16 protein-coding genes and 1 tRNA gene are annotated in these 21,316 nt (G+C 55.1%); 5 read left to right on the top strand and 12 right to left on the bottom strand.

Features of this window, described 5'->3' with window-relative positions:
- Positions 1 to 270: 270 nt before the first annotated feature.
- Positions 271 to 987 carry a lipoyl(octanoyl) transferase LipB gene (gene lipB / locus AB4Y96_RS15320; protein ID WP_441918306.1) on the bottom strand — a complete coding sequence of 239 codons (717 nt, stop codon included), beginning with the start codon at positions 985 to 987 and terminating at the stop codon, positions 271 to 273.
- A 270-nt stretch (positions 988 to 1,257) separates the two neighbouring features.
- Between lipB and AB4Y96_RS15315 the strand changes: the two genes are divergently transcribed.
- Positions 1,258 to 1,342, top strand: a tRNA-Leu gene (locus AB4Y96_RS15315).
- Positions 1,343 to 1,426: 84 nt separating this feature from the next.
- Here AB4Y96_RS15315 and AB4Y96_RS15310 read toward each other — a convergent pair.
- The 4 genes from AB4Y96_RS15310 to AB4Y96_RS15295 all read right to left on the bottom strand — a co-directional run bounded on the left by AB4Y96_RS15310 (position 1,427) and on the right by AB4Y96_RS15295 (position 6,338).
- The gene (locus AB4Y96_RS15310) at positions 1,427 to 3,868 is read right to left on the bottom strand and encodes a glycosyltransferase (RefSeq protein WP_441918305.1); all 2,442 of its coding nucleotides are present in this window, start codon (positions 3,866 to 3,868) and stop codon (positions 1,427 to 1,429) included.
- 210 nt (positions 3,869 to 4,078) lie between these two features.
- Complete coding sequence (locus AB4Y96_RS15305) at positions 4,079 to 4,825, bottom strand: ABC transporter ATP-binding protein (protein WP_091884672.1); 747 nt, start codon at positions 4,823 to 4,825, stop codon at positions 4,079 to 4,081.
- Between the two features lie 31 nt (positions 4,826 to 4,856).
- Entirely contained in the window at positions 4,857 to 5,663 is an 807-nt protein-coding gene (locus tag AB4Y96_RS15300) for an ABC transporter permease (RefSeq protein ID WP_441918304.1), read from the bottom strand.
- Positions 5,664 to 5,873: 210 nt separating this feature from the next.
- Complete coding sequence (locus AB4Y96_RS15295; protein WP_091884875.1) at positions 5,874 to 6,338, bottom strand: GNAT family N-acetyltransferase; 465 nt, start codon at positions 6,336 to 6,338, stop codon at positions 5,874 to 5,876.
- A gap of 289 nt (positions 6,339 to 6,627) precedes the next feature.
- On the opposite strand from AB4Y96_RS15295, the gene AB4Y96_RS15290 reads away from it, so the two are divergent.
- Entirely contained in the window at positions 6,628 to 8,673 is a 2,046-nt protein-coding gene (locus AB4Y96_RS15290; RefSeq protein ID WP_441918303.1) for an oxidoreductase, read from the top strand.
- A gap of 290 nt (positions 8,674 to 8,963) precedes the next feature.
- Here the strand turns inward: AB4Y96_RS15290 and AB4Y96_RS15285 are convergent, their stop codons facing one another.
- The 7 genes from AB4Y96_RS15285 to AB4Y96_RS15255 all read right to left on the bottom strand — a co-directional run bounded on the left by AB4Y96_RS15285 (position 8,964) and on the right by AB4Y96_RS15255 (position 16,824).
- Positions 8,964 to 9,965: an ABC transporter substrate-binding protein gene (locus tag AB4Y96_RS15285; RefSeq protein ID WP_441918302.1), complete on the bottom strand. Its 1,002-nt coding sequence runs from the start codon at positions 9,963 to 9,965 to the stop codon at positions 8,964 to 8,966.
- Positions 9,966 to 10,437: 472 nt separating this feature from the next.
- Complete coding sequence (locus AB4Y96_RS15280) at positions 10,438 to 11,826, bottom strand: FAD-binding oxidoreductase (protein WP_441918301.1); 1,389 nt, start codon at positions 11,824 to 11,826, stop codon at positions 10,438 to 10,440.
- Complete coding sequence (locus AB4Y96_RS15275; RefSeq protein ID WP_091884661.1) at positions 11,823 to 12,635, bottom strand: ABC transporter permease; 813 nt, start codon at positions 12,633 to 12,635, stop codon at positions 11,823 to 11,825. The genes AB4Y96_RS15280 and AB4Y96_RS15275 overlap by 4 nt, the downstream gene beginning before the upstream one ends.
- A gap of 3 nt (positions 12,636 to 12,638) precedes the next feature.
- On the bottom strand, positions 12,639 to 13,472 hold the full coding sequence (locus tag AB4Y96_RS15270) for an ABC transporter permease (protein ID WP_441918300.1): 834 nt from the start codon (positions 13,470 to 13,472) through the stop codon (positions 12,639 to 12,641).
- 66 nt (positions 13,473 to 13,538) lie between these two features.
- Complete coding sequence (locus AB4Y96_RS15265) at positions 13,539 to 14,654, bottom strand: ABC transporter substrate-binding protein (protein ID WP_441918299.1); 1,116 nt, start codon at positions 14,652 to 14,654, stop codon at positions 13,539 to 13,541.
- Positions 14,655 to 14,700: 46 nt separating this feature from the next.
- Complete coding sequence (locus tag AB4Y96_RS15260) at positions 14,701 to 15,807, bottom strand: ABC transporter ATP-binding protein (RefSeq protein ID WP_441918298.1); 1,107 nt, start codon at positions 15,805 to 15,807, stop codon at positions 14,701 to 14,703.
- 126 nt (positions 15,808 to 15,933) lie between these two features.
- Entirely contained in the window at positions 15,934 to 16,824 is an 891-nt protein-coding gene (locus tag AB4Y96_RS15255) for a LysR substrate-binding domain-containing protein (protein ID WP_441918297.1), read from the bottom strand.
- Between the two features lie 108 nt (positions 16,825 to 16,932).
- Between AB4Y96_RS15255 and AB4Y96_RS15250 the strand changes: the two genes are divergently transcribed.
- The 3 genes from AB4Y96_RS15250 to AB4Y96_RS15240 all read left to right on the top strand — a co-directional run bounded on the left by AB4Y96_RS15250 (position 16,933) and on the right by AB4Y96_RS15240 (position 21,260).
- Positions 16,933 to 18,519 (top strand): amidohydrolase, encoded by a 1,587-nt coding sequence (locus tag AB4Y96_RS15250; protein ID WP_441918296.1) that lies wholly within the window; start codon positions 16,933 to 16,935, stop codon positions 18,517 to 18,519.
- Between the two features lie 16 nt (positions 18,520 to 18,535).
- Positions 18,536 to 19,471: a dimethylarginine dimethylaminohydrolase family protein gene (locus tag AB4Y96_RS15245; protein ID WP_441918295.1), complete on the top strand. Its 936-nt coding sequence runs from the start codon at positions 18,536 to 18,538 to the stop codon at positions 19,469 to 19,471.
- Positions 19,472 to 19,835: 364 nt separating this feature from the next.
- Positions 19,836 to 21,260: an aldehyde dehydrogenase family protein gene (locus tag AB4Y96_RS15240; RefSeq protein WP_441918294.1), complete on the top strand. Its 1,425-nt coding sequence runs from the start codon at positions 19,836 to 19,838 to the stop codon at positions 21,258 to 21,260.
- Positions 21,261 to 21,316: the final 56 nt, after the last annotated feature.

The raw sequence follows: 21,316 nt of genomic DNA, 5'->3' as shown, positions 1-21,316 counted from the left end.
GCTCACATCAATGCCGACAAAACGATCAAACTGTGTCATGATGAGGTTCCCTGGCTTGTCATACGGGGTCGGTGCCCCTTGCAACTGTTCGGGTGTCATCGAATGACAGGGCCTTGCTCACCATCGGACTGCAATGTCCGCTTGTCGAAACGGCATCCTGTCAATCGGTCCACGTGCCGGGAAAGGGTACGTGGACCTCTTCACATTATACCATCTCTAACAGACAAGCTTGTCGAACCACGAACCACGCATAATCTCGATGCAAATGAGTTAGCCCTTAACCGCCCCAAACACATCCTCAAATGATTCCCGCATTGCGCGGTCAAGATCATCCATCCCCACCGGCAACCCCAGATCGACAAGGCTGGTGACGCCATGCGCACGCACGCCGCAGGGAACAATGCCGTCGAAATGCGTAAGGTTCGGTTCCACATTGATGGAGATGCCATGAAAGCTCACCCATTTGCGCAGGCGGATGCCGATAGCGGCGATCTTGTCTTCGGCTGGAGAGCCATCTGACAGCGCCGGGCGCTCCGGCCGTGTCACCCACACCCCGACGCGATCTTCACGCCGCTCGCCGCGCACATTGAACGAGGCGAGGGTGGAAATGATCCATTGCTCCAGCGCCGTCACAAATGCCCTGATGTCCTCGCGCCGTGTTTTGAGGTCCAGCATCACATAGGCAACCCGCTGGCCGGGGCCATGATAGGTATATTCGCCGCCGCGACCTGTCGCATAGACTGGAAAGCGATCAGCGGTGAGCAGATCGCCATCCTTGGCGCTGGTGCCTGCCGTATAAAGCGGTGGATGTTCAACCAGCCAGACAAGCTCTCGTGCCGTTCCGGCGCGAATCGCAGCCACCCGGTCTTCCATGAAACTGAGGGCRGTTTCGTAGTCGGTGAGCCCGTCAGCAACCAGCCATTCCACCGGAGACGATTCGCCTGTGGGTAAAAATGCGGAGACGAGATCGTCACGGTTGCTTTTCATGATCGGAAACCAAATTTTCGAATTTCTCTCCATCCGCATTGAACTGAAGCCGATGCAACTGTTTCGTACAGCCAAAAGCACCGATTCACACGGGATGCAGAAGGTGAGCCGCATATGGACTTTTTCTTAGAAGATTTCCAGTCTGACGGGTGCGACATAACTTTTCGACGGCTTTGCGAAAAACATTCGCCTTAAACACCAACAGGGCTTGTTTAGCTGAAATTGATTTGCTACATGCCGCGAGCCGACACGTTCGGCTTCTACCACAGTGCGGTCGTGGCGGAATTGGTAGACGCGCAGCGTTGAGGTCGCTGTGTCGCAAGACGTGGAAGTTCGAGTCTTCTCGACCGCACCAAAATCTCTCGCCAAGCGATTGATTTAAGACAAAAATGGCAGCCCTTGGGCTGCCATTTTGCTTTTGTGCTCCCAATTGAATTTTCTATCTTTGCTGTTCAGCGCGCAGAAGCGAGCGGAGATAATCGTAGAGCTCGTCTGCCTGCCMATCAAAGCTCTGTATGCGATCTTTGTATGGATTGACGTAGCTGGAAAGCGCAGCCCGGTTATCGATAATTTTTTCCATTGCCGCTCGCAGATGGGAGCTGTCGGACGAAATGGGAATGATGTTTCCGTTTTCGCCTTCTACGAGATCTTCTACGGCGCCGCCGGAATCCGTGGCAATCACCCAGATGTCACGCAGCAGCGCTTCGCGTACCGTCAGGCCAAAGCTTTCTTTCCATTGGGACGGAAACAAAAGCACGTCAATTCCCGAGAAGAATTCGTCGATGCTATCCTGCGTATAGGCAGGCACAACGCGGACTGGATTATGAGGAGTAAGGCCCTTGAGATTGACGCTGCTATAGCCACTGTTCAGCGTATTATCGACCATGACCAGCTCGATGCCACATTCCGGAAGCGCCGAAAAAGCCTCGCGGACGAGATCATAGCCCTTGATCGGGGTTGATCCGCCGACGTAGCCGAAGCGGATATGGTCTGATGGTTTGCGCGTAAGGGTCGGAAAGGGGAACTTGACCCCGTTTTTATTGACAAAAATCTGCTCGTCGCTCAGCCCGTTCTGCATATGTAGTTGTTTAAAGTAGTTGCTTGGAGAGATGAGGCCCTGAGCCTCTGCAAGACCTTTGCGAACGATCCGGGTGCGGCGCTCGTTAAAATTCTTGTCCAGAACGCATTTTGCACAAACGTTTGGATCGATGCGCGTTTGAAAACAATATTTGCCTTCGCCTGTTACCATGAACTGGCGTTCACACAGCCACCAGGCGTCGTGTAGCGTTATGACATAGGGTATGCCTGCGGCCTTACACGCTGCGCCGAGTTCGACCCCGAGCGTTTGTATCGAATGCAACTGAACAATATCGGGTTGAACTGCCTTGAGAACGTCTGCAAAAGCCTGCCCCATGTCATCGTCTTTGATATCCATCAAGCGAGTGCGGACGACAGGCACTTTTGCCGCGAAAACGGTAGCGCCTTTTGCGCTATAACGAACCAGATCGTAATTTGAAGCATGATCATGCGACCATGAAGTGAAGATGTAGATTTCCACATCCTCTTTCCGGGCAAGCCTTTGAGCCATCTCTTCCGCAACGATCGTCGCTCCACCAAACGATTGCGGAGAGAAATACACATTCGCAAAGAGGATGCGCATTACATCAGGCTGAAGCTGGCTGGGGCGCTCTATCAGCGGTGCCAGTTGCCGGTGGGCAATCTGCTCGGGCGCATAGGCCTTATTGACGCTTTCAAGCGCCCTCTCTGCCATTTTTATGCGAAGATTCGGCTGATCGACAAGCTGAAGCAGTTTTTGCTGCCATTGCGCTGGATCGGATGCAAGAAATCCATTCTCTCCGTCAACGATAGCAGCACGAAACGCATCGGCAGGAGAGCAGACAGAGGGAACACCGAGGACAGAGGCCTCCAGAAACTTGATATTGCTTTTAGCATCATTGAAAACTGAATCTTCAAGCGGTGCGATTGAAATATCTGCTTCGGCAACAAGCTCCAGATAGCGATCAAAACTCACGAATGAAAATCGTTCAATCCGGTCAGAGAAAATATCGAACCGGCTTTCTATATTCAAAGAACCTATAATCCGGAGTTTTACATTGGAACGTTCCGACAAAATGTAGAACAGCGCATCAGCGGCCGCCAGAAAATCAATGTCGTGCGTCGTGGTGCCCGAGCCATAGACAATTGTGATGTCCTGCTTGGTCTCTTTTGGCGTTGCCGTCTGATTTTTGCGAATTCTTTCCGCGATTAATATTGTGTCGCTGTCGAGCGCATTCTCCACAATGACGGCATTTCTATTCGTAACCTCGCTCATGACTTTTGCGAGGGCTTTGGTGGACGCAATACCTTCGTCGCACAGGAGCAGCGCTTCCCGATAAAGTCTCATCCCTTCGAGAACACCTTTTCGATCTCCCGGCGACAGAGTTTCGATATTTTTGTTCGAGAGATATCCTTCCGGATCGAAAATCAGGTCATCGACTTCCCAGAATGTGTGAATGCCAAGCCGCTTGGCTTCCTTTATCAATAAGATAGCTTCAGGCACGGCTGGAACGCGGTAAAATATGACGATTGAATGGGTCTGTAGCAGTGTCCGGGCTTCATCAAAGTGGGTCCAGTCAACCACTGATGCCTCGATACCAATCTTCGAAAACAGCTCGGCCTTTTGCGTGACGCGGTATTTCTTGCATTGTGGAATCGACATCTCGGCCACGATCAAAACGCGTGGTGTCATAAATTCCGATGCAGGCCGATTGGTCTCGCCGGGATAGAACGAAGAAAGGCGATGCTTGTTTTCGTTTGTAACAGTGGAAAGCAATGTCGCGCGGCGGTTTGCAAAAAGAGTAACGAATTTTCCGGAACGCATGAATGCAACAATGCGGCCGAATGTTCCGGATATGCCGAATATCCGGATTGATTCAGCAAACTTGCGGATAACGAAGCGAAGAGTCCCCCAAGGCGCTTTCGCTCGCCTGATGGCAGAAGCATATATCACGCTTAAAGGGCGTATAGGCTTCATGCATTCAACGATGGGTTGATCGTTGAATACAAAAACAACAGCTCAACGTGTTTTGCTTTACTGGTTTCCAAAATACGCATCGGCAACGGTTTGGGCGTCTCCATCCATTTTGATCTTACCATGTTCCAGCCAAACAATGCGCGTGCAATTCTTGACGAGAAGCGCCTTCGAATGGCTTGCGATAATCAAAATCTTGGTCTTGTTAACAAGATCATGCAGTCGTTCATTTGCCTTGTTCTGAAAGCTCTCATCGCCAGCAGCCAGCCATTCATCCATGATGAGGATCTCAGGCTGAATGACTGTTGAAATCGAGAATGCCAAGCGAAGCTGCATACCACTGGAATAGGTACGAACAGGCATGTCAAGAAAGTTGCCGAGTTCAGAAAATTCTTCAATCTCGGTCTGTTTGGCTGCCATCTCGCGTTTCGAAAAGCCAAGAAGTGCACCGCGAATACCAATGTTTTCGCGGCCAGTTGCTTCCGCATCGATGCCCAGAGAAATGTTGATCAACGAGGTGCATTTGCCGTTGATTGCAATACGCCCGCCGGAAGGATAGTAAACGCCGCTCATGACGCGCAGCAGCGTGGTTTTGCCGGAGCCATTGTGTCCGATCAGGCCAAGCCTCTCGCCGTCACTAAGGTTTAAACTGATGGATTCAAGGCCGCGAATAACCACGTGGCCCTCAGAGTTTGAACCAATGGTGCCACCTGTCGCCAGACTCATCACCTGGTTCTTGAGAGAACGGCTTTTCGCATTATAGATCGGGAAATCGACTGTGACGTCTTCGAGAATCATTGAGGTCATGATTGCCTTCGCAATTGAATAGAGTGGCGTTTTACAGCCAATAGGTGATGCGTGAACGGTAACGGTTCAGGAAAAGCAGCGCGACGATCCAGCCGATAATGGCCATGCCGATCACGACACCCCAATTAAGCGGGGTGCCCATCTGTCCAAGAAGCGGTTCTCTGATTACGCTGATCAGGTGATAGAATGGGTTCAGATCCAGCAACAGAATGGACTTATCAGCAGGTAACTGGTGCGGTTGCCACATGATTGGCGTGACATACATGCCAACCTGCATAATGTTCTGAATGATCTGTGTCAGGTCGCGGTATCGCGTACAAATGACCGAGAGAATGACCATCATCCATAGGAAATTCAGCGATACGAGGAAGAATGCAGGAATCACCAGCAGGGAAGTCCATCCCATAAATTTCCCGAATATCAGCAGCACGATGGGAAAAATGATGATGTTGTGGAAAAGGATGATCGAGTTTCGCCACCACGTCCGCAGGACATAGGTAAAGAACGGCAAGGGTAGCTGCAGCATGGTTTCGGTATTGGAGATGAAACTGACACAGCCTTCATTGATCAACTGCGAATAGTAGCCCCACATGATCAGGCCAACGCAGATGAATGGCAGAAATTCGGACATGGGGGAGCGGAAAATGGTGCCGAACACCAATCCCAGAGCCGCAATCAGGACACCCATATTGATCGTCAGCCAGAAAGCACCGACGCTGGAACGGCGATAGCGCTGGGCCACATCTTGCCAACCCAGAAGTGCGGCGAGGCGAAAATTGCCGACGGCCCCGGTTATGTCTTCCCACGCAGTGATTTTTTGCGAATTGGCTATTGTCATGTGGCCGCGCATCTTTCTGTCAGTTTTGGCAAGTTCACGTTTGACCTGCCTATACACCGGTTGCCGCAGCGATTCCAAGCGGCATCACGATTCATCCATATCGTGGGAAACTCGCGGTAGCATGAAGAAGTACCGTTCGAAACCCCCGACTTCAGGATTAGAGCCGCTCCCTAAACAGCAGTCTTGGTCGAAAGATGGCAGGGCTCTGCATTAGTTCAGAGGTTTCACCATAAAGAGGCAAGGATGACCTTCAGCCCACAATGTAGGGAAGATCTCCGCTTTGAGGAAGCCATTCCTGTCGTAAAATGCGCGCGTATCGTCGAGGTGCGGTTCATGCTTTCCGCGTGGCGCGAGTGTTTTGACCGTGAGCAAGGAGCAGCCGGATTGCCGGGCATGCTCCTCAGCCGCTTGCAACAGGGATCGACCGATTCCCCGGCCATGGCATTGCTTGCGCGTTGCAATGACAAAGATTTCTGCGGCTGCCGGCGGGTGATATTTCAGGGCGATAAATCCGTTGCAGATATCTTGCTCCACACTTGCCAGTACGGGCAGGTCCATTACCAGTTTGGCGCATGCGCTGATGCCTGCCGGTTCTTCGAACCATTCCGGCAATCCGCTCATGATTTCAGTGCAAAGGGTGCTCTTGTTTTCGGGGCAGGTAATTTCGCTGATCATCGGAACATCCATCATTTTTCGAGTGCATCTACGGGAAATTGAGGCATGAGGTTTTTTCATCTATTTTCTAGACGCATGGGTTTCCCCCGAATTTAGAGAATTTTTTTCCAATCAAGCGGTTGTGAATTTCGAAGGCCCTTTCGATTCCAATTTATAGGGAGCGAAACTGGGTGAGGTTGATTGCAAGATGAAATTCATATGACGAATCCACACCACAATAGGTCGCGCGGGAGAAACATGCGGACTGGCACCTGTTGTAGGATCATGAAAACAACGGGAACCGATACTATTGTCCTCACATGACGATCCGCTTCTGCAGCCCTATCAGCTTAAACATCTGAGGCTGAAAAACCGCCTGATGTCGACCAGTCACGAGCCGGCTTATTCGGAAGATGGAATGCCGAAAACACGTTACCGGCTCTACCATGCGGAGAAAGCAAAAGGCGGTATCGCCCTGACGATGACGGCGGGGTCGGCTGTTGTCTCGCGGGAATCTCCACCGGCATTCGGCAATCTTCATGCCTATAAGGACGAGATCGTGCCATGGCTGCGTGAGCTTGCCGACGATTGTCATGAACACGGCGCCGCCGTCATGATCCAGCTGACACATCTTGGCCGCCGCACTAGCTGGAACAAGGCCGATTGGCTCCCCGTCGTCTCCGCATCCCCCGTGCGCGAACCCGCCCACCGGGCTTTTCCGAAAGAAGCTGAGGATTGGGATATCGAGCGGATCATTGCCGATTATGCAGCGGCGGCGCAGCGTATGCAGGCGGCGGGGCTCGATGGCATCGAGTTTGAGGCTTACGGTCATCTGATGGACGGTTTCTGGTCACCCGCCACCAACCGGCGTGACGATGAATATGGCGGCTCGCTTGATAATCGTCTGCGTTTCACCTGGGCTGTCATCGATGCGGTGCGACGGTCCGTGGGCCCGGATTTTATCGTCGGTATCCGCATGGTGGCTGATGAGGACTGGGAGCAGGGGCTCCCACGGCAGGAAGGCGTGGAGATTGCACGGCGTCTTGCAGCATCGGGCAAGTTCGATTTTCTCAACATTATTCGCGGCCATATCGATACGGATGCGGCGCTCAATGGCGTCATTCCCATTCAGGGCATGCGGTCTTCGCCGCATCTCGATTTTGCCGGAGAGGTCAGGCAGGAAACCAAATTTCCGGTTTTCCATGCGGCGCGTATTGCCGATGTTGCCACCGCGCGCCATGCCATTGCCGAGGGAAAGCTCGACATGGTTGGTATGACCCGGGCGCATATTGCCGATCCGCACATTGTCCGCAAGATTGAGGCAGGTGAAGAACATCGTATCCGGCCCTGTGTCGGGGCAACCTATTGTCTTGACCGCATTTATGAGGGCGGAGAGGCGCTATGCATCCACAATGCGGCGACGGGGCGTGAAGGCACCATGCCGCACGCCATAGCCAAGGCCAAAGACAGCCGCAACATTGTTGTCGTTGGTGCAGGACCCGCAGGACTGGAAGTGGCGCGCGTTGCGGCAGAAGGCGGCCATAGCGTGACCGTGCTGGAAGCATCGGATCAGGCGGGTGGGCAGGTCAGGCTCGCGGCGCAGAACCCACGGCGCAAGGAAATGATCGGCATTATCGACTGGCGTCTTGAGGAACTGGACCGGCTTGGCGTTTCCATGCGCTATAATGTCTGGGCGGAAAGTGGTGATGTTCTTGACCTTGCCCCAGACGTGGTGGTGATCGCAACGGGCGGCTTGCCGCAAAATCCGCCGCTGCAGGCGGGCGATGAACTGGTCACGTCAAGCTGGGATATTTTGGCAGGCGCGGTGAAGCCTGGCGAAAATATCCTGCTTTATGATGATAATGGCGGACATCAGGGCATGAGCGCAGCGGAGATGATCGCGCGCGCTGGCTCGAAACTTGAACTCGTCAGCCCGGAGCGATTCTTTGCGCCTGAAATGGGTGGCATGAATCATGTGCCCTATATGCGGACCTTCCAGCAACATGGTGTGCGGGTGACAATCAATACGCGGCTGGTGAGCGTTACCCGCAATGGCAACCAGCTTGTCGCTGTTCTGGGTTCGGATTTTGATCCTGAATATCGCGAGGAGCGGCTGGTGGATCAGGTGGTGGTCGAACACGGTACTTTGCCGATCGATGATCTCTACCGTGAATTAAAACCACTATCGCGCAATGGCGGCGCGGTGGATTATGATCGTCTGGTCAATGGGGGTGCCATTTTCCCGCAGCGGCAGGCTGACGGGCAGTTCGATCTGTTGCGTATTGGCGATGCCGTTCATGCCCGCAACATTCACGCTGCAATCTATGATGGCTTGCGTTACGCGATCAGGTTCTGATGCGTTTTCGAGTGTAGCGCGCAGAGCGGTTCAGTTTTTATCCGTTGTGGAGCGCGTGGTTCGTGGTTCRACAAGCTCACCATGAGGGAGAGGGGTGATGAAAGGGAGTCAAGTTTTGCTACATTTGTGCTGCAATCTTTGCGATTAGCGTTGCATCCTCACTCTCCCTCATGGTGAGCTTGTCGAACCACGAACCACACTCAATATCCGTATCAATCAGCGGAAAAGCGATACCAAATTATTGTATCTCCCCAATAGAGGGGAGATACTCACTACTCACTACTCACTACTCACTTCAACGAAGCTTTTACCTTCGTTGCGACATCGGCGCTGACCCATTTAGTCCAGATATCCTCGTGGTTCTTGAGGAAATATTTCGCGCCATCTTCGCCGGTGGCCTGATTGTCAGTCATCCATGCCAGAAGCTCGTTGACTGTCTTGTTGGACCACGAACGAGCCTTCAGGTAATCCATCACAGGACCGGAACGTTCGCTGAACTTCTTGGTGACGACCGTATCCACCTCGGCCAGTTCCCAGGCGTTCTTCTTCGGGTCTGCGCAATCGGCGACGGTGTTGCAGCGCTTCCACTCTTTGGCGTCAAAAGGCACGCCATGGTCGAGCTTGACCATCTGATATTTGCCGAGAAGGGCAGTCGGTTCCCAATAGTAACCAACCCAGCCCTGTTTGCGTTCATAGGCTTTGGCGAGAGAACCATCGAGCCCGGCAGCCGAGCCCGTATCAACCAGTGTAAAACCCTTCTTTTCCGCGTCATAAGCTTTGAAGAACTGGGTGGTTGCCAATGTGCCGCCCCAGCCGGGAGGGCCGTTGAAGACAGCGCCCTTGGATGCATCTTCCGGTGCCGGGAACAGTTCCGGATGTTTCAGCGCATCGTCAATGGTCTTGATATCAGGATGGGCATCAACCAGATATTTCGGGACCCACCAGCCCTGAACACCGCCGTCTGACAACGACTTGCCCGTGTAAACAAGCTTGCCATCAGCAACAGCCTTGTCGAGGATATCACGCATGAAATCCACCCAGCCTTCAGGGGCGATATCAGGCTGGCCCTTTTCGGTCATGGAGGTCAGCGTCGGGATCGTATCACCCTGAACAATATCGGCATTGCAGCCATAACCCTGGTTGAGAATGATCTTGTCGAGATTGGCGAGTACCTCCGCCGACTGCCAGTTCATGCTGGCAATCGTCACATCGCCGCATTCGGCGGCTGATGCAGCACCCGCTGCACCCAGCAGGGTGAATGCCATGACGCCGCTTATCAATAATGTCTTCATGTGAGAACCCCTTTTATTGGTTTTTGATATCTGTCTTGGAGATGGTCATCCACCCACGCACCGGACGCTGAAGCTGCACCCGRTCCTGATAATGCCGATAGAAAAAAGGCTGGACCATGGGCAAACGATAACCCTGCTTAGGGTGGTCAAGAAGCCGGAACGCGCCACATGCTTTGTTGACTGCGACATGGTTGTTTTGGGGTTTGGGGTGAGGGGGCGTGGTTCGTGGTTCGACATAACAACCATGAGGGAGAGTGGGGATGCAACGCTAATCGCAGACGCYGCCGATTTTGCCTCCTCACATCCACCAATCTCCGTCATCCTCGGGCTTGACCTGAGGATCCATGAAGATGGAGCGCTTGTTTTGTTGTCATTTGCGTGGGTCCTCGGGTCAAGCCCGAGGATGACGGGAAGAGGTATCTCCCTCATGGTTGTCATGTCCAACCACGAACCACGCAAAATAGATGTATTGCTAGGAAACATCAACAACTTTCCCCGGATTCATGATGTTGCGTGGATCGATTATCCGCTTGATTGCCCGCATCAGCGAAAGCTTTACCGGATCAACAAGCGCGTGCAGTTCCGGCTTTTTTTCAAGGCCTATTCCGTGCTCGGCGGAGAAGGAGCCACCCATCTCACGCAGATTGGCATAGACGACCGATTTAACTGCGTCCTTGTCAGGATTGCCGTTCTCCCCGGCGACACAAATATGCAGGTTGCCATCCCCGAGATGACCGAAGGCAAAGCCTTTTACATCAGGACCAAGCGCGGCGACACCCGCTTCAAACTGCCTGAGATAAGCATCGATATGCTGCAACGGCACAGAAATATCGAACCAGTATCCATACGGGTAGGCGCGGGTGATGACATTGCTGTCTTCGCGGATATTCCAGATGTCGTTCCGCTCTTTGCCGCTCTGGGCAATGATCGCGTCGAGCACCAGTTCATTTTCTATGGCCATACCCAGCGCGTCTTCCAGCGTCGATTGCGCTCTCTGCTGGTCAGGCCCTTCTGTCTCGACAATGAGATAGACGGGTGCCTCGGTGAACGCTGCGAGCGATGCCGGCCCGAGTGCTTCGACGGCAACGCGGAAATAGCGCTCACCCATGAACTCAGTGCGCAGGAGAGTGACCGAGCGATTGTGCCGCAGTGCCTGAAACAGCGAGACGGCTTTGCTGGCGGATGCACAGGCGACGAGCGCCGTGGCCGTGAATTCATCAACCGGAGCGAGCTTGATAACGGCGCGGGTGACAATGCCGAGCGTGCCTTCCGCCCCGATGAAGAGCTGTTTCAGATCATAACCCTCATTGCTCTTGGTCACTTGCGCAAGGTCGCTCATGATGGAGCCATCAGGCAGAACCACCTCAAGCCCCAGCACCCGCTGGCGCATGACACCCTGCCGAAAGGCCTCCATGCCCCCCGCATTGGTGGAAATCATGCCGCCGATGGTGGCACTGCCGCGTGACGGAATATCGATGCCCGTGGTCAGTTTCACCTTGGCAGCTTCTTCCTGCAAGGCTTGCAGGGTGACGCCGCATTGGACAATGGCAGTTCCTGCCGCCGCTTCAATGGATTCAATGCGGTTGAGCGCGGCCAGCGAAAGGATGATTTCGCCTTTGGCCGACACAGCACCACCGGCAAGACTGGTGCGCCCGCCATGGGGTACAACTGATATCGCGTTTTGGTTGCAAAAATTTAGGATTTCTACAACTTGACCCGCTGTGTGCGGGATGACCATCAGATCGGCATTGAGATTATGCTCATCGGAACCGGGATGGACAGCTCRCAAGGCCTCACCGGTTTTGACGCCCCCAGCGCCGGTAATCGCTTCAAGCGCGGCCACAATATCATCTGCTGTCATTTCGTCTCCGATGCCCCGCGCCGTTCGATGAAAATCCTTAAAGCCAGAATGACGGCGGTCACGATGATCAGAAGCACGGAAATAGCGGCGATGGCAGGATCAATATTGTCGCGCAGGCCCATCCACATCAGACGTGGCAGGGTAATGGCGTTGACGCTGGTGATGAACAGGGTGACGCCGATCTCCTCCCACGACAGCACAAAGGAAAGCAGCGCCGCGGTGGCAATACCGAACTTAATATTGGGAATGATGATGCGAAAGGCGCGCGTGGTAAGGTTCGCGCCAAGACCACGCGCGGCAAGGTCAATGCGCCGGTCCACCTGAAACAGCGCCACCAGAATAAGAACCACGGCAAAAGGTGTGATCATCACCGCATGGGCAAGCGCAACGCCGATCCATGTGTCATAGCCGATAAAGCTGTTGAAAGCGGAAAGGGTGGTCATCAGGAAATACAGCGTCATGGCTGACACCACGGGCGGTACGATCAGCGGCAGGAGAACAAAACCGATCAGCAGCGCGGAAAAGCGCGGTTGAAACATCCAGATGCCAAGCCCGAACATGGTGGCCAGCACTGTTGCGATGGCGCTGGAGAGAATACCGATGCGCAGGCTGAGCAAGACGCTTTGCCCCCAAGCGGGATTATCGATGAGCGCCTGATAATGCCGCAGCGACAGCACGCCATTTGGCATCGACAAAAACCGCTGCGGCGTGAAGGATACGGGCACGACAGCCAGAAGTGGCATCAGCAGGAACAGCGCAACGGCAGTGGCGATAATGAGCAGGATGGGACCGGGGCGTGATGATTGCATGGCTCAGCCCACCAGATGCGCAGGTTTGATGAAGCGCCGCATCAGGGCGAGCAGGATGCCGATGAAGATCACAAGCACGACACTGATCGCCGCACCAAGACCCCAGTCCGGGCTTTGGAAAATCCTGAGATAAACCAGCTCCGCCACCATGACGCTGCGCCCGCCGCCGAGAATGGCCGGAGTAACGAAAAAGCCAAGCGCGAATACGAAAACAATCAGTGCCGCGCCGATCAGACCGCCATAGGTGAGAGGCACAAACACGCTCCAGAAAATGCGGCTGCGCGATGCGCCCATGCCACGGGCGGCCAAAAGCACGCGCTCATCAATGCTGCGCATGGCGGATGCTATGGGAAAGACAGCAAAAGGGATGAGAAAATGCGTCATGCCGACGATGACACCGAATTCATTGCGGGCAAGCGCCAGCGGCTCGCTGATAATCCCGGCTGCCTGTAGCCATGTATTGATCAGGCCGCGATTGGACAGCAATGCGAGCCAGCCGAAAGCCCGCGTTAGAACGGAAATCCAGAACGGCACGAGAATGCAGAATTCCGCCAGCATGCGCTGTGTCGGTGTTCCGCGCACCCAGACATAGGCAATGGCATAGGCCATGATGAGCGCCGCAGCCGTGACTATGAGACAAATGCGCAAGGTGCGGATGAAGACGGATTGGACCAGAGGATCGGTGAGCACTGCACGGTACTGCCCAAGCCCCGGTTCCGGCAGCGTTACGCTCCACCTGATAACACCGAGAAACGGCACGACATAAGCGAGCCCGAGAAACAGCAGCAGCGGCGCAAGCAGCAATATCGTTCTGGGCAAAACCGACTTTCCGGTCATTCAGCATCCTTCACTGGAAACAGATACGAGCGTGCGGAGATTGGAAAACCTCCGCACTGTGTTTGATCACGCCGAGATGACTTTGGTGTACTCATCGAAAGCCGAGGCATAGTGCTCCGCATACCATTCCATGTTGAGCGGGATTTGCTTGGTCATATTGGCCGGATCGACGCAATTGACCCGTTTTTTATCCGCCGGAATAAGCGCGTCAGTGGCCGGATTGGCGGGACCTTGTCCGAGCAGTTCGAACATCTGCAATTGCCGCTCGGGCGTCTGGGCACTGGCAATAAACTTCATCGCATTGTCCTTGCCGCCGGGATTGTTCTTCATCACAGCCAGTGCGCCGGGGGAAATCAGCCCCTGATCCCAGACAAATTTGATATTGCCGCCAGAATCCTGTTCGAGCAGTTGCGCACGCGTTGACCAGATCAGCGCCATGGAAGCTTCACCATCCATGAGGACAGACTGGCTTTCCGCACCGCCACCCCAATAGGCCACGACGTTTTCCTTGAACGCCGCGAGCTTGTCATGGGCGCGCTTCAGATCGAGCGGATAAAGCTTTTCCGGAGCGACACCATCGGCCATCAATGCGGCTTCCCACATGGCCGAGCCCCATTTGTAGAGTGAGCGTTTACCGGGAAATTTCTTTACGTCGAAAAAGTCCGCCATGCCCGTTGGCACCTGATCGCCGAATTTCGATGAATCATAGGCGATGATATAGGAGAAGAAATAGGTAGAAGCCGCATGATCCCAGCCAAAGCCGGGGCGCATCTTGCTCTTGTCAACAATAGTATAGTCGATGGGTTCAAGCATGCCCTGTTTGCCCAGGGTAATACCGGAGAAGGGATCGATATCCATCAGGTCCCAACTGGGTTTACCGCTCTTGAACTGCGCGGTAATAGCGCCTTCCGTCGGGCCGGAACCATCCATCTTCACGGCGATACCGCTCTCCTTGGCGAATGGCTGACCGTAGGCCTTGTCATAGGCAGTCATGGCGTCGCCGCCCCAATTGACCAGAACCAGATCTTTTGATTGGGCCAAAGCGCGGTTGGAGCGCAGCAGGGCAGGCGCGCCTGCAAGCAGCATGGCGGCCATCTGGGTGAAGCGGCGGCGGCTTATCTCGCCCCGTTCCACCTTGTCGGCCAGTATTTCCAGACAGTCTTTTTGAAATGCGTGATCCATTGTGTTCCCCTTGGATTGTTATTGTCACATTCCGGATGCGGTGTGCTTATCCTTGCTGCGGTAGCAAAAATCCCTGTTCTGTGGGCCATGACACCCAGACGTCAGAGCGATGGGCAAAGCCTGTGGTTGCAGCTGTTGGCATCGACACGGCGATGGATGTGCCGGTGCGGGTTTTCAGGTGATATTTGGTCACTGCGCCGAGATAGGTTGCATCCTCGATCCGGCAGGCGATGGCGTTATGATCAGGGTTTGGCTGCGTGGCGGCGATGGTCATATGCTCCGGGCGCACGGCGGCAACCGCGTTCGGGCCGATTTGTGGCCCTGTCTGGCTGAGCACAATCGTGCGGTCCTCAAACTGTCCCGCCGCCTTGTCACCATCCAGCCTGAGTGCCCCGAGCGGCAAAAGATTGATCTCGCCGAGAAACTCCGCCACAAAACGATTGGCCGGACGCTCATAGACGTCCTGCGGGCGTCCGACCTGCAACAACTCGCCATGATTGAAAATCGCAACCCGAGAGGAGAGGGCGAGCGCCTCAGACTGATCATGGGTGACGAAAACAAATGTCGTACCGGTTTCCTGATGCAGGCGTTTGGCTTCCTCCTGCATCATCTCGCGCAAATTCTTGTCGAGCGCGGAGAATGGTTCATCCAGCAAAAGCACCGATGGTTCAAACGCCAGCGCACGGGCAAGCGCCACACGCTGTTGCTGGCCACCGGAAAGCTTTGTTGGTAGTTTTTTCTCATGCCCCACAAGACCAACGCGTTCGATCATCTCGCCGACCCGTCGCTTGATATCGGCGGAGGAACGGCCGCGCACTTTGAGCGGAAAGGCGATGTTCTGTTCGACGTTAAGATGCGGAAACAGCGCATAGCCCTGAAACACCATCCCGTAGGAGCGCTCTTCGGCGGGCACATCCGTGATGTCCTTACCATCCATCATCAACCGGCCTTCGCTGGGCGCGGTAAACCCGGCAAGGATCATCAGGAAGGTCGTCTTGCCCGAACCGGAAGGGCCGAGAAGGGTCAAAAATTCGCCGCGTCCGATGTCGAGCGACAGGTCTTTCAGCGCACGGAATGCACCGAATGTCTTGCCAACAGATACAGCCTTGATCTCGGCGGCCTTTGCGTCGCCCAGTTGTATGCCTTGAGGCATTGATAGACCTCTTTCCCCTGCTTTTTGGGAAAGCCTAGGCACAATCTGCGGTGACGACAATTGAAATATATTGCCGCGATACGTGAACGAAATTCACGCCAATATGAGAAAACAGCGTTTGGGTGTCTAAGTGTTGCGTGTTTGCGACAGGCGCGATTTCAGCCATTCCGTGAACGCCAACTGGGCAGGATGCTCGACTTTGGCGAAATCAGTGACGAGGAAATAGGATTTCGGCGACTTGATGCCAAGGTCAAACGGACGGATGAGTTGACCTGCCTTCATGGCTTTGCGGCAGGTGAGTTCATCGCCCATGGCGACACCCTGCGCCGTAATGGCAGCCGAATAGACAAGATTCATATCGGAAAAGATGATGCCGCGCTCGGAATCAGGGTTTTCCACATTGGCCAGCGCCATCCAGCGGGTCCAATCCTCAAAATCGCCCAGATGCAGGAGAGGCGCGCGCAACAGGTCTTTTGGTTCGGCGATGCCACCGATTTTGTTGAGCAGGACGGGGCTGCACAGTGGCGTGAACTCCACCTCACACAGCAGTTCCACCGCGCGGTTGGGCCAGTTCCCATCTCCGAAGGCTATAAAAATATCGACAGAGGAATMCGTCACATCATCCAGTTTGCGCGGGGTGACGATGCGCAGCGATACCTCAGGATATTTCTCCTGAAACTCGGCAATGTGGGTACACAGCCACAGCGAGGCAAAGCCCGCCGTCGAACTGATGCACAGCGAACCGCTCACACCGGCAGGGTTTTGCCTGCCACCGGCATCGTCAATGACAATCAGCGCTTTGCGCACATCATTGGCATATTTGCGCCCGCGTGGGGTGAGGGCAACACCTTTGCCATCGCGCTGCAACAGTTCAAAGCCGAGATCGCGCTCCAGCAGGCGCAATTGATGGCTGACGGCACTGCGGGTGAGATGCAGCTCATCCGCCGCGCGCCAGACGCTGCCATGCCGGGCAAAGCTTTCAAGGGACCGCAGGGCTTGGGTGGAGGGAATGCGCATGAACGGGATTCCAGTGATGAGGTGAATAGAATTTGCACGTTTTGAAAAAACATATCACTTTTTGTCCCGCCTTCCAGATGATTATCTCGCCGCAACGGGAGATGGATCGTGACAACAACAGCAGGAACCACAGCGCTGGATTTTGTCGAAAAGCGCCAAGCTGATCTCTCGGCATGGACCCGCACCATTTTTGATTTCGGCGAAACTGCCTGGCGCGAATATCAATCGGCAGAATGGTATGTGACGCTGCTGCGCCGTGAGGGTTTTGACGTCGAAATTGGTTCAGGCGGTATGCCAACGGCATTCTGTGCGCATTGGACCAACCGGGCAGGTACTACGGGCAAATCCCCAACCATTGGCATGTATGCGGAATATGATGCGGTGCCCGGCAACTGTCAGGACGCGGCGACGGTCCAGCGGCCAAGGCCCGGTTTGAACGAACATGCAGGCGGCCACACCGACCCGCATTCGGGGCTCGGTATATCCAGTCTCGGCGGTCTGCTGGCAACGAAAGCTGCCATGGAAAAGCACGGCATAGCAGGGACATTGCGCTTTACCGGCGAACCGGCGGAAAAAGTGCGCGGCTCAAAGCCCATTCACGCTGCTAAGGGCTATTATGATGGGCTGGATGGAATGATCTCGTTCCATCCGTTCTACATGCTGCCGCTGTGCAATACGGTGCGTTGGGACACACATTGCGGCGCAGCCTATTCGATGATTTATCGCTTTGTCTGCGATCAGCCTCAAAGTTGGGGCCTCAGCGATGGCGCGCCGATCCCGCAATCCCATTCGGCGGTGCGGGCACCCGGTGCCAATGATGCGCTGATGATGATGTATATGGCGTCAAAAGCCCTGCGCGATTCCATGCTGCCGCATCAGGGCGGCTGGTCGATCAGCGAGGCAATTCTGACCGCCGGGCAGGCAACTGCTGACAATCTTCCCGCTGGGCTCGCCGAAATTCAGTACATGATGCGCGTGCCAACCATCGCCATGGCCGAGCAGGTGACATCAGTGCTTGACCGCAATGCCGAACATGCGGCCGCAATGACCGGCTGCCGGGTGGAGCGGCATTGGGTGTGCAAGTCACGCCCCGGCCTTGCCAATCATGCCATGGCAGAAATCACATGGGATGCCCTGCAGACAGTCGGTGCGCCGCGCTGGAACGAGGCGGCAAAGGCAGTGGCGCGGGAAATTCAGGTCAATGCCGGGATCGAGCCGATGCTTGATCCTTTCCTTGACGAGTGCGAGACATTGATCGCGCCAAGGGATGCTGAAGCAATCCTGCGCCGTGACCTGCCGCCATCCCAGATCAACTCCACCTCCGACGATTACACGGATATGACATGGCATGCGCCAACAGTGCGCTTCTATGTAGCGCGTCCCGCATTGAAGGCACCGAAGGGCTTTGCCTATCCGGGCTGGGTGATGAATGCGCTGGGCGGTATCCCGGAAACAATCGATCCTATGGTGATCGCCGCCGCCAAGACCGTGGCGCTGACTGCCCTGCGCCTGCTTGAGGACGGCGATGCCCGCAGAAGCGCAAAGGATGAGTTTATCCAACGCACCGGCGGCGGCATTGGTGGTTCGAACTGGATCGCGCCGCTTTGCGATTACGAACCGCCGATTCATTTCCGCTGGCCGGAATATGTGACCACTGCACGTGGGCGGGAGTGGTGGATACCCACACGCCCCTGATGAGGAGACAGGACCAATGACACGTCATGAACAGGGCTTTGAAGCCGACGCCTTCACACTCAAGCGCCGCAATCCAAATGGGGGCACCGCACCGCTGAAAGGCTGGGGTTTTCGCAATGAAACCGATCCGCTGACCGATGTGCTGCTGGGGTCTCCGGCATTTCTGCGGCACATGGCGACAAGCTCGCTGTCGCGCAAACATCTGCGTGAAGCACCATGCAATATTCAGACCGCACAGGCGCAGCACAAGGAACTGGTCGCGGCCTATGAACATTTCGGCGTCAACATCCATTGGCATGAGCCGGAGCCGGAATTGCCGATGCAGGTCTACTCACGCGATTCCAGTGTGATGACGCCCTACGGCGCCGTCATCACCGCCATGGCCAACTGGTGGCGGCGCGGCGAAAACTATGCCGCCATCCGCACCTATGAAAAGCTCGGTATTCCGATCTACGACATGGTGACAGCGGGTACCTTTGAGGGCGGCGATTTCAATGTGATCGAAGAGGGATGTGTTCTCATCGGCTGCGGCGGTGCGCGCACGCAGGAGGAGGGCGCCCGGCAGGTGGAAGAATGGTTCCGCAAGGAGGGTTGGGAGACGCGGCTTGCCTTCATCGACGAGTATTACGTGCATATCGATCTGATGGTGGTGCCAATCGCACCGAAACTGACAGCGGTGTGTCTTGCCTGCACCGAGCCCGGCATCGTCGAGTGGCTGAAATCCAAAGGCCACGAGATCATCGATGTGCCGTTTCAGGATACGATGAATCTGGGCTGCAATTTCATGTCGCTCGGCAAGGACCGGATCATCGCGCCGACATCCAGCAAGACGCTGATCGATAAATTGCGCGCACGCGGATTTGAAGTGGCGGCGGTTGATATGAGCGAGATCTCCAAAACCGGCGGTGGCATTCACTGCATGGCACAGGCGCTGTTGCGATCAGCGGATTGAGTGTGTGCATGAGTTGCACATCTCGCCATTATCCTAAAGCAACCATCTCTCCATCATCCTAAAGCGCCCATCTCTCTCCGTCATCCTCGGGCTTGACCCGAGGACCCACCGTTGATGACGAGTAATATTTCCCTTTCACAGTTCGATGTCGTGAATATCGTTTCTTCTTTGTCATGGGTCCTCGGGTCAAGCCCGAGGATGACGGAGAGAGAATGGCGAGAATGATGGAGAGAGGGCCGCTTTAGGACGACGAAGAGGATACAGAGAGGTAAGTGTTCACACTTTCCGTCGTTTTTGTATCTGGCATCCAAACCAAAAGCCCCATACCATTTGCAGAACGACCAGTATTCAAGCGGAGGCAAATATGCTCATCAAGCGGGATTTCTATATCAACGGTGAATGGGTGCCTCCTCTTGTGGCCAATGATCTTGAAGTGATCAATCCGGCAACGGAAAAGCCCATTGCGATCATTTCCATGGGAACACCAGCGGATATCGATCGCGCAGTGGCGGCGGCGAAGAAAGCTTTTCAGACCTATAGCCAGACATCCGTCGAGGAACGGCTGGCGCTTCTGGAAAAGCTGCTCGATATCTACAAACGCCGCTATGACGAGATGGCGCAAACCATCACGGCGGAACTCGGCGCACCGATTACTATGAGCACGCAGCAGCAGGCCGATGTCGGCGTTGGTCATCTTCAGGGCTTTATCGATGCTCTGAAGGTCCTGCACATGCGCGAGGAATTACCAAATGGCGACCTTCTGGTGCGCGAACCCATCGGCGTTTGCGGCCTGATCACGCCATGGAACTGGCCGGTAAACCAGATTGCGCTAAAAGTTATTCCGGCGCTGGCAACGGGCAGCACCTGCGTGCTCAAACCAAGCGAGTTCACCCCGCTCAACGCGCTGCTTTATGCCGAGATGGTGCATGAGGCGGGTTTTCCGGCCGGTACGTTCAACCTCGTCAATGGCGATGGCGCAACGGTTGGCGCGGCGCTGTCCAAGCACAAGGACGTCGACATGATGTCCTTCACCGGCTCCACCCGCGCCGGTATCGCGGTCAGCAAGGATGCGGCGGAAACCGTCAAGCGCGTGACGCTCGAACTTGGCGGCAAATCGCCAAACATTGTGTTTGAGGATGCCGATCTGGAAGACCGTGTTGCGGGCAGCGTGCTTGAATGTTTCAACAATAGCGGCCAATCCTGCGATGCGCCAACGCGCATGCTGGTACAGCGGTCCGTCTATGACAAGGCGGTGAAGATTGCCGAAGCCACGGGCAAGGAAGCGCGCGTCGGCGATCCGCAGGAGGATGGCGACCATATCGGTCCGCTCGTCAGCCATATCCAGTATGGCCGCGTACAAAGCCTGATCGAAGCTGGTATTGCGGAAGGCGCTCGCGTGCTGGTGGGCGGTGCAGGCAAGCCGGAAGGTTATGAAACCGGCTATTTCGTCCGCCCGACGATCTTTGCCGACGTGCGCAACGATATGCGCATTGCTCGCGAGGAAGTGTTTGGCCCGGTGCTCTCGCTCATTCCTTTTGATACGGAGGAAGAAGCGATTTCCATCGCCAATGATACACCTTATGGCCTTGCCGCCTATGTGCAGACAGGTGATGCCAAGCGGGCCGAACGCGTTGCCTCAAAGCTGAAAGCGGGCATGGTGCATATCAATGGCGGTGCGCATCGTTATGGTAGCCCGTTCGGTGGCTACAAGCAGTCAGGCAATGGCCGTGAAGGTGGCAAGTTCGGGCTTGAGGACTTTCTTGAGGTCAAGACAATCCACCGGCCGTAACAGGTAGAAAAGGTTGATGGCAAAGTGGAGCTTGAATTTGACATTCGCTCGGGTGC

The sequence above is a fragment of the Phyllobacterium sp. TAF24 genome, assembly GCF_052113785.1.
Taxonomy (GTDB): Bacteria; Pseudomonadota; Alphaproteobacteria; order Rhizobiales; family Rhizobiaceae; genus Phyllobacterium.
This window is presented reverse-complemented; position numbering and strand designations above follow the sequence as displayed.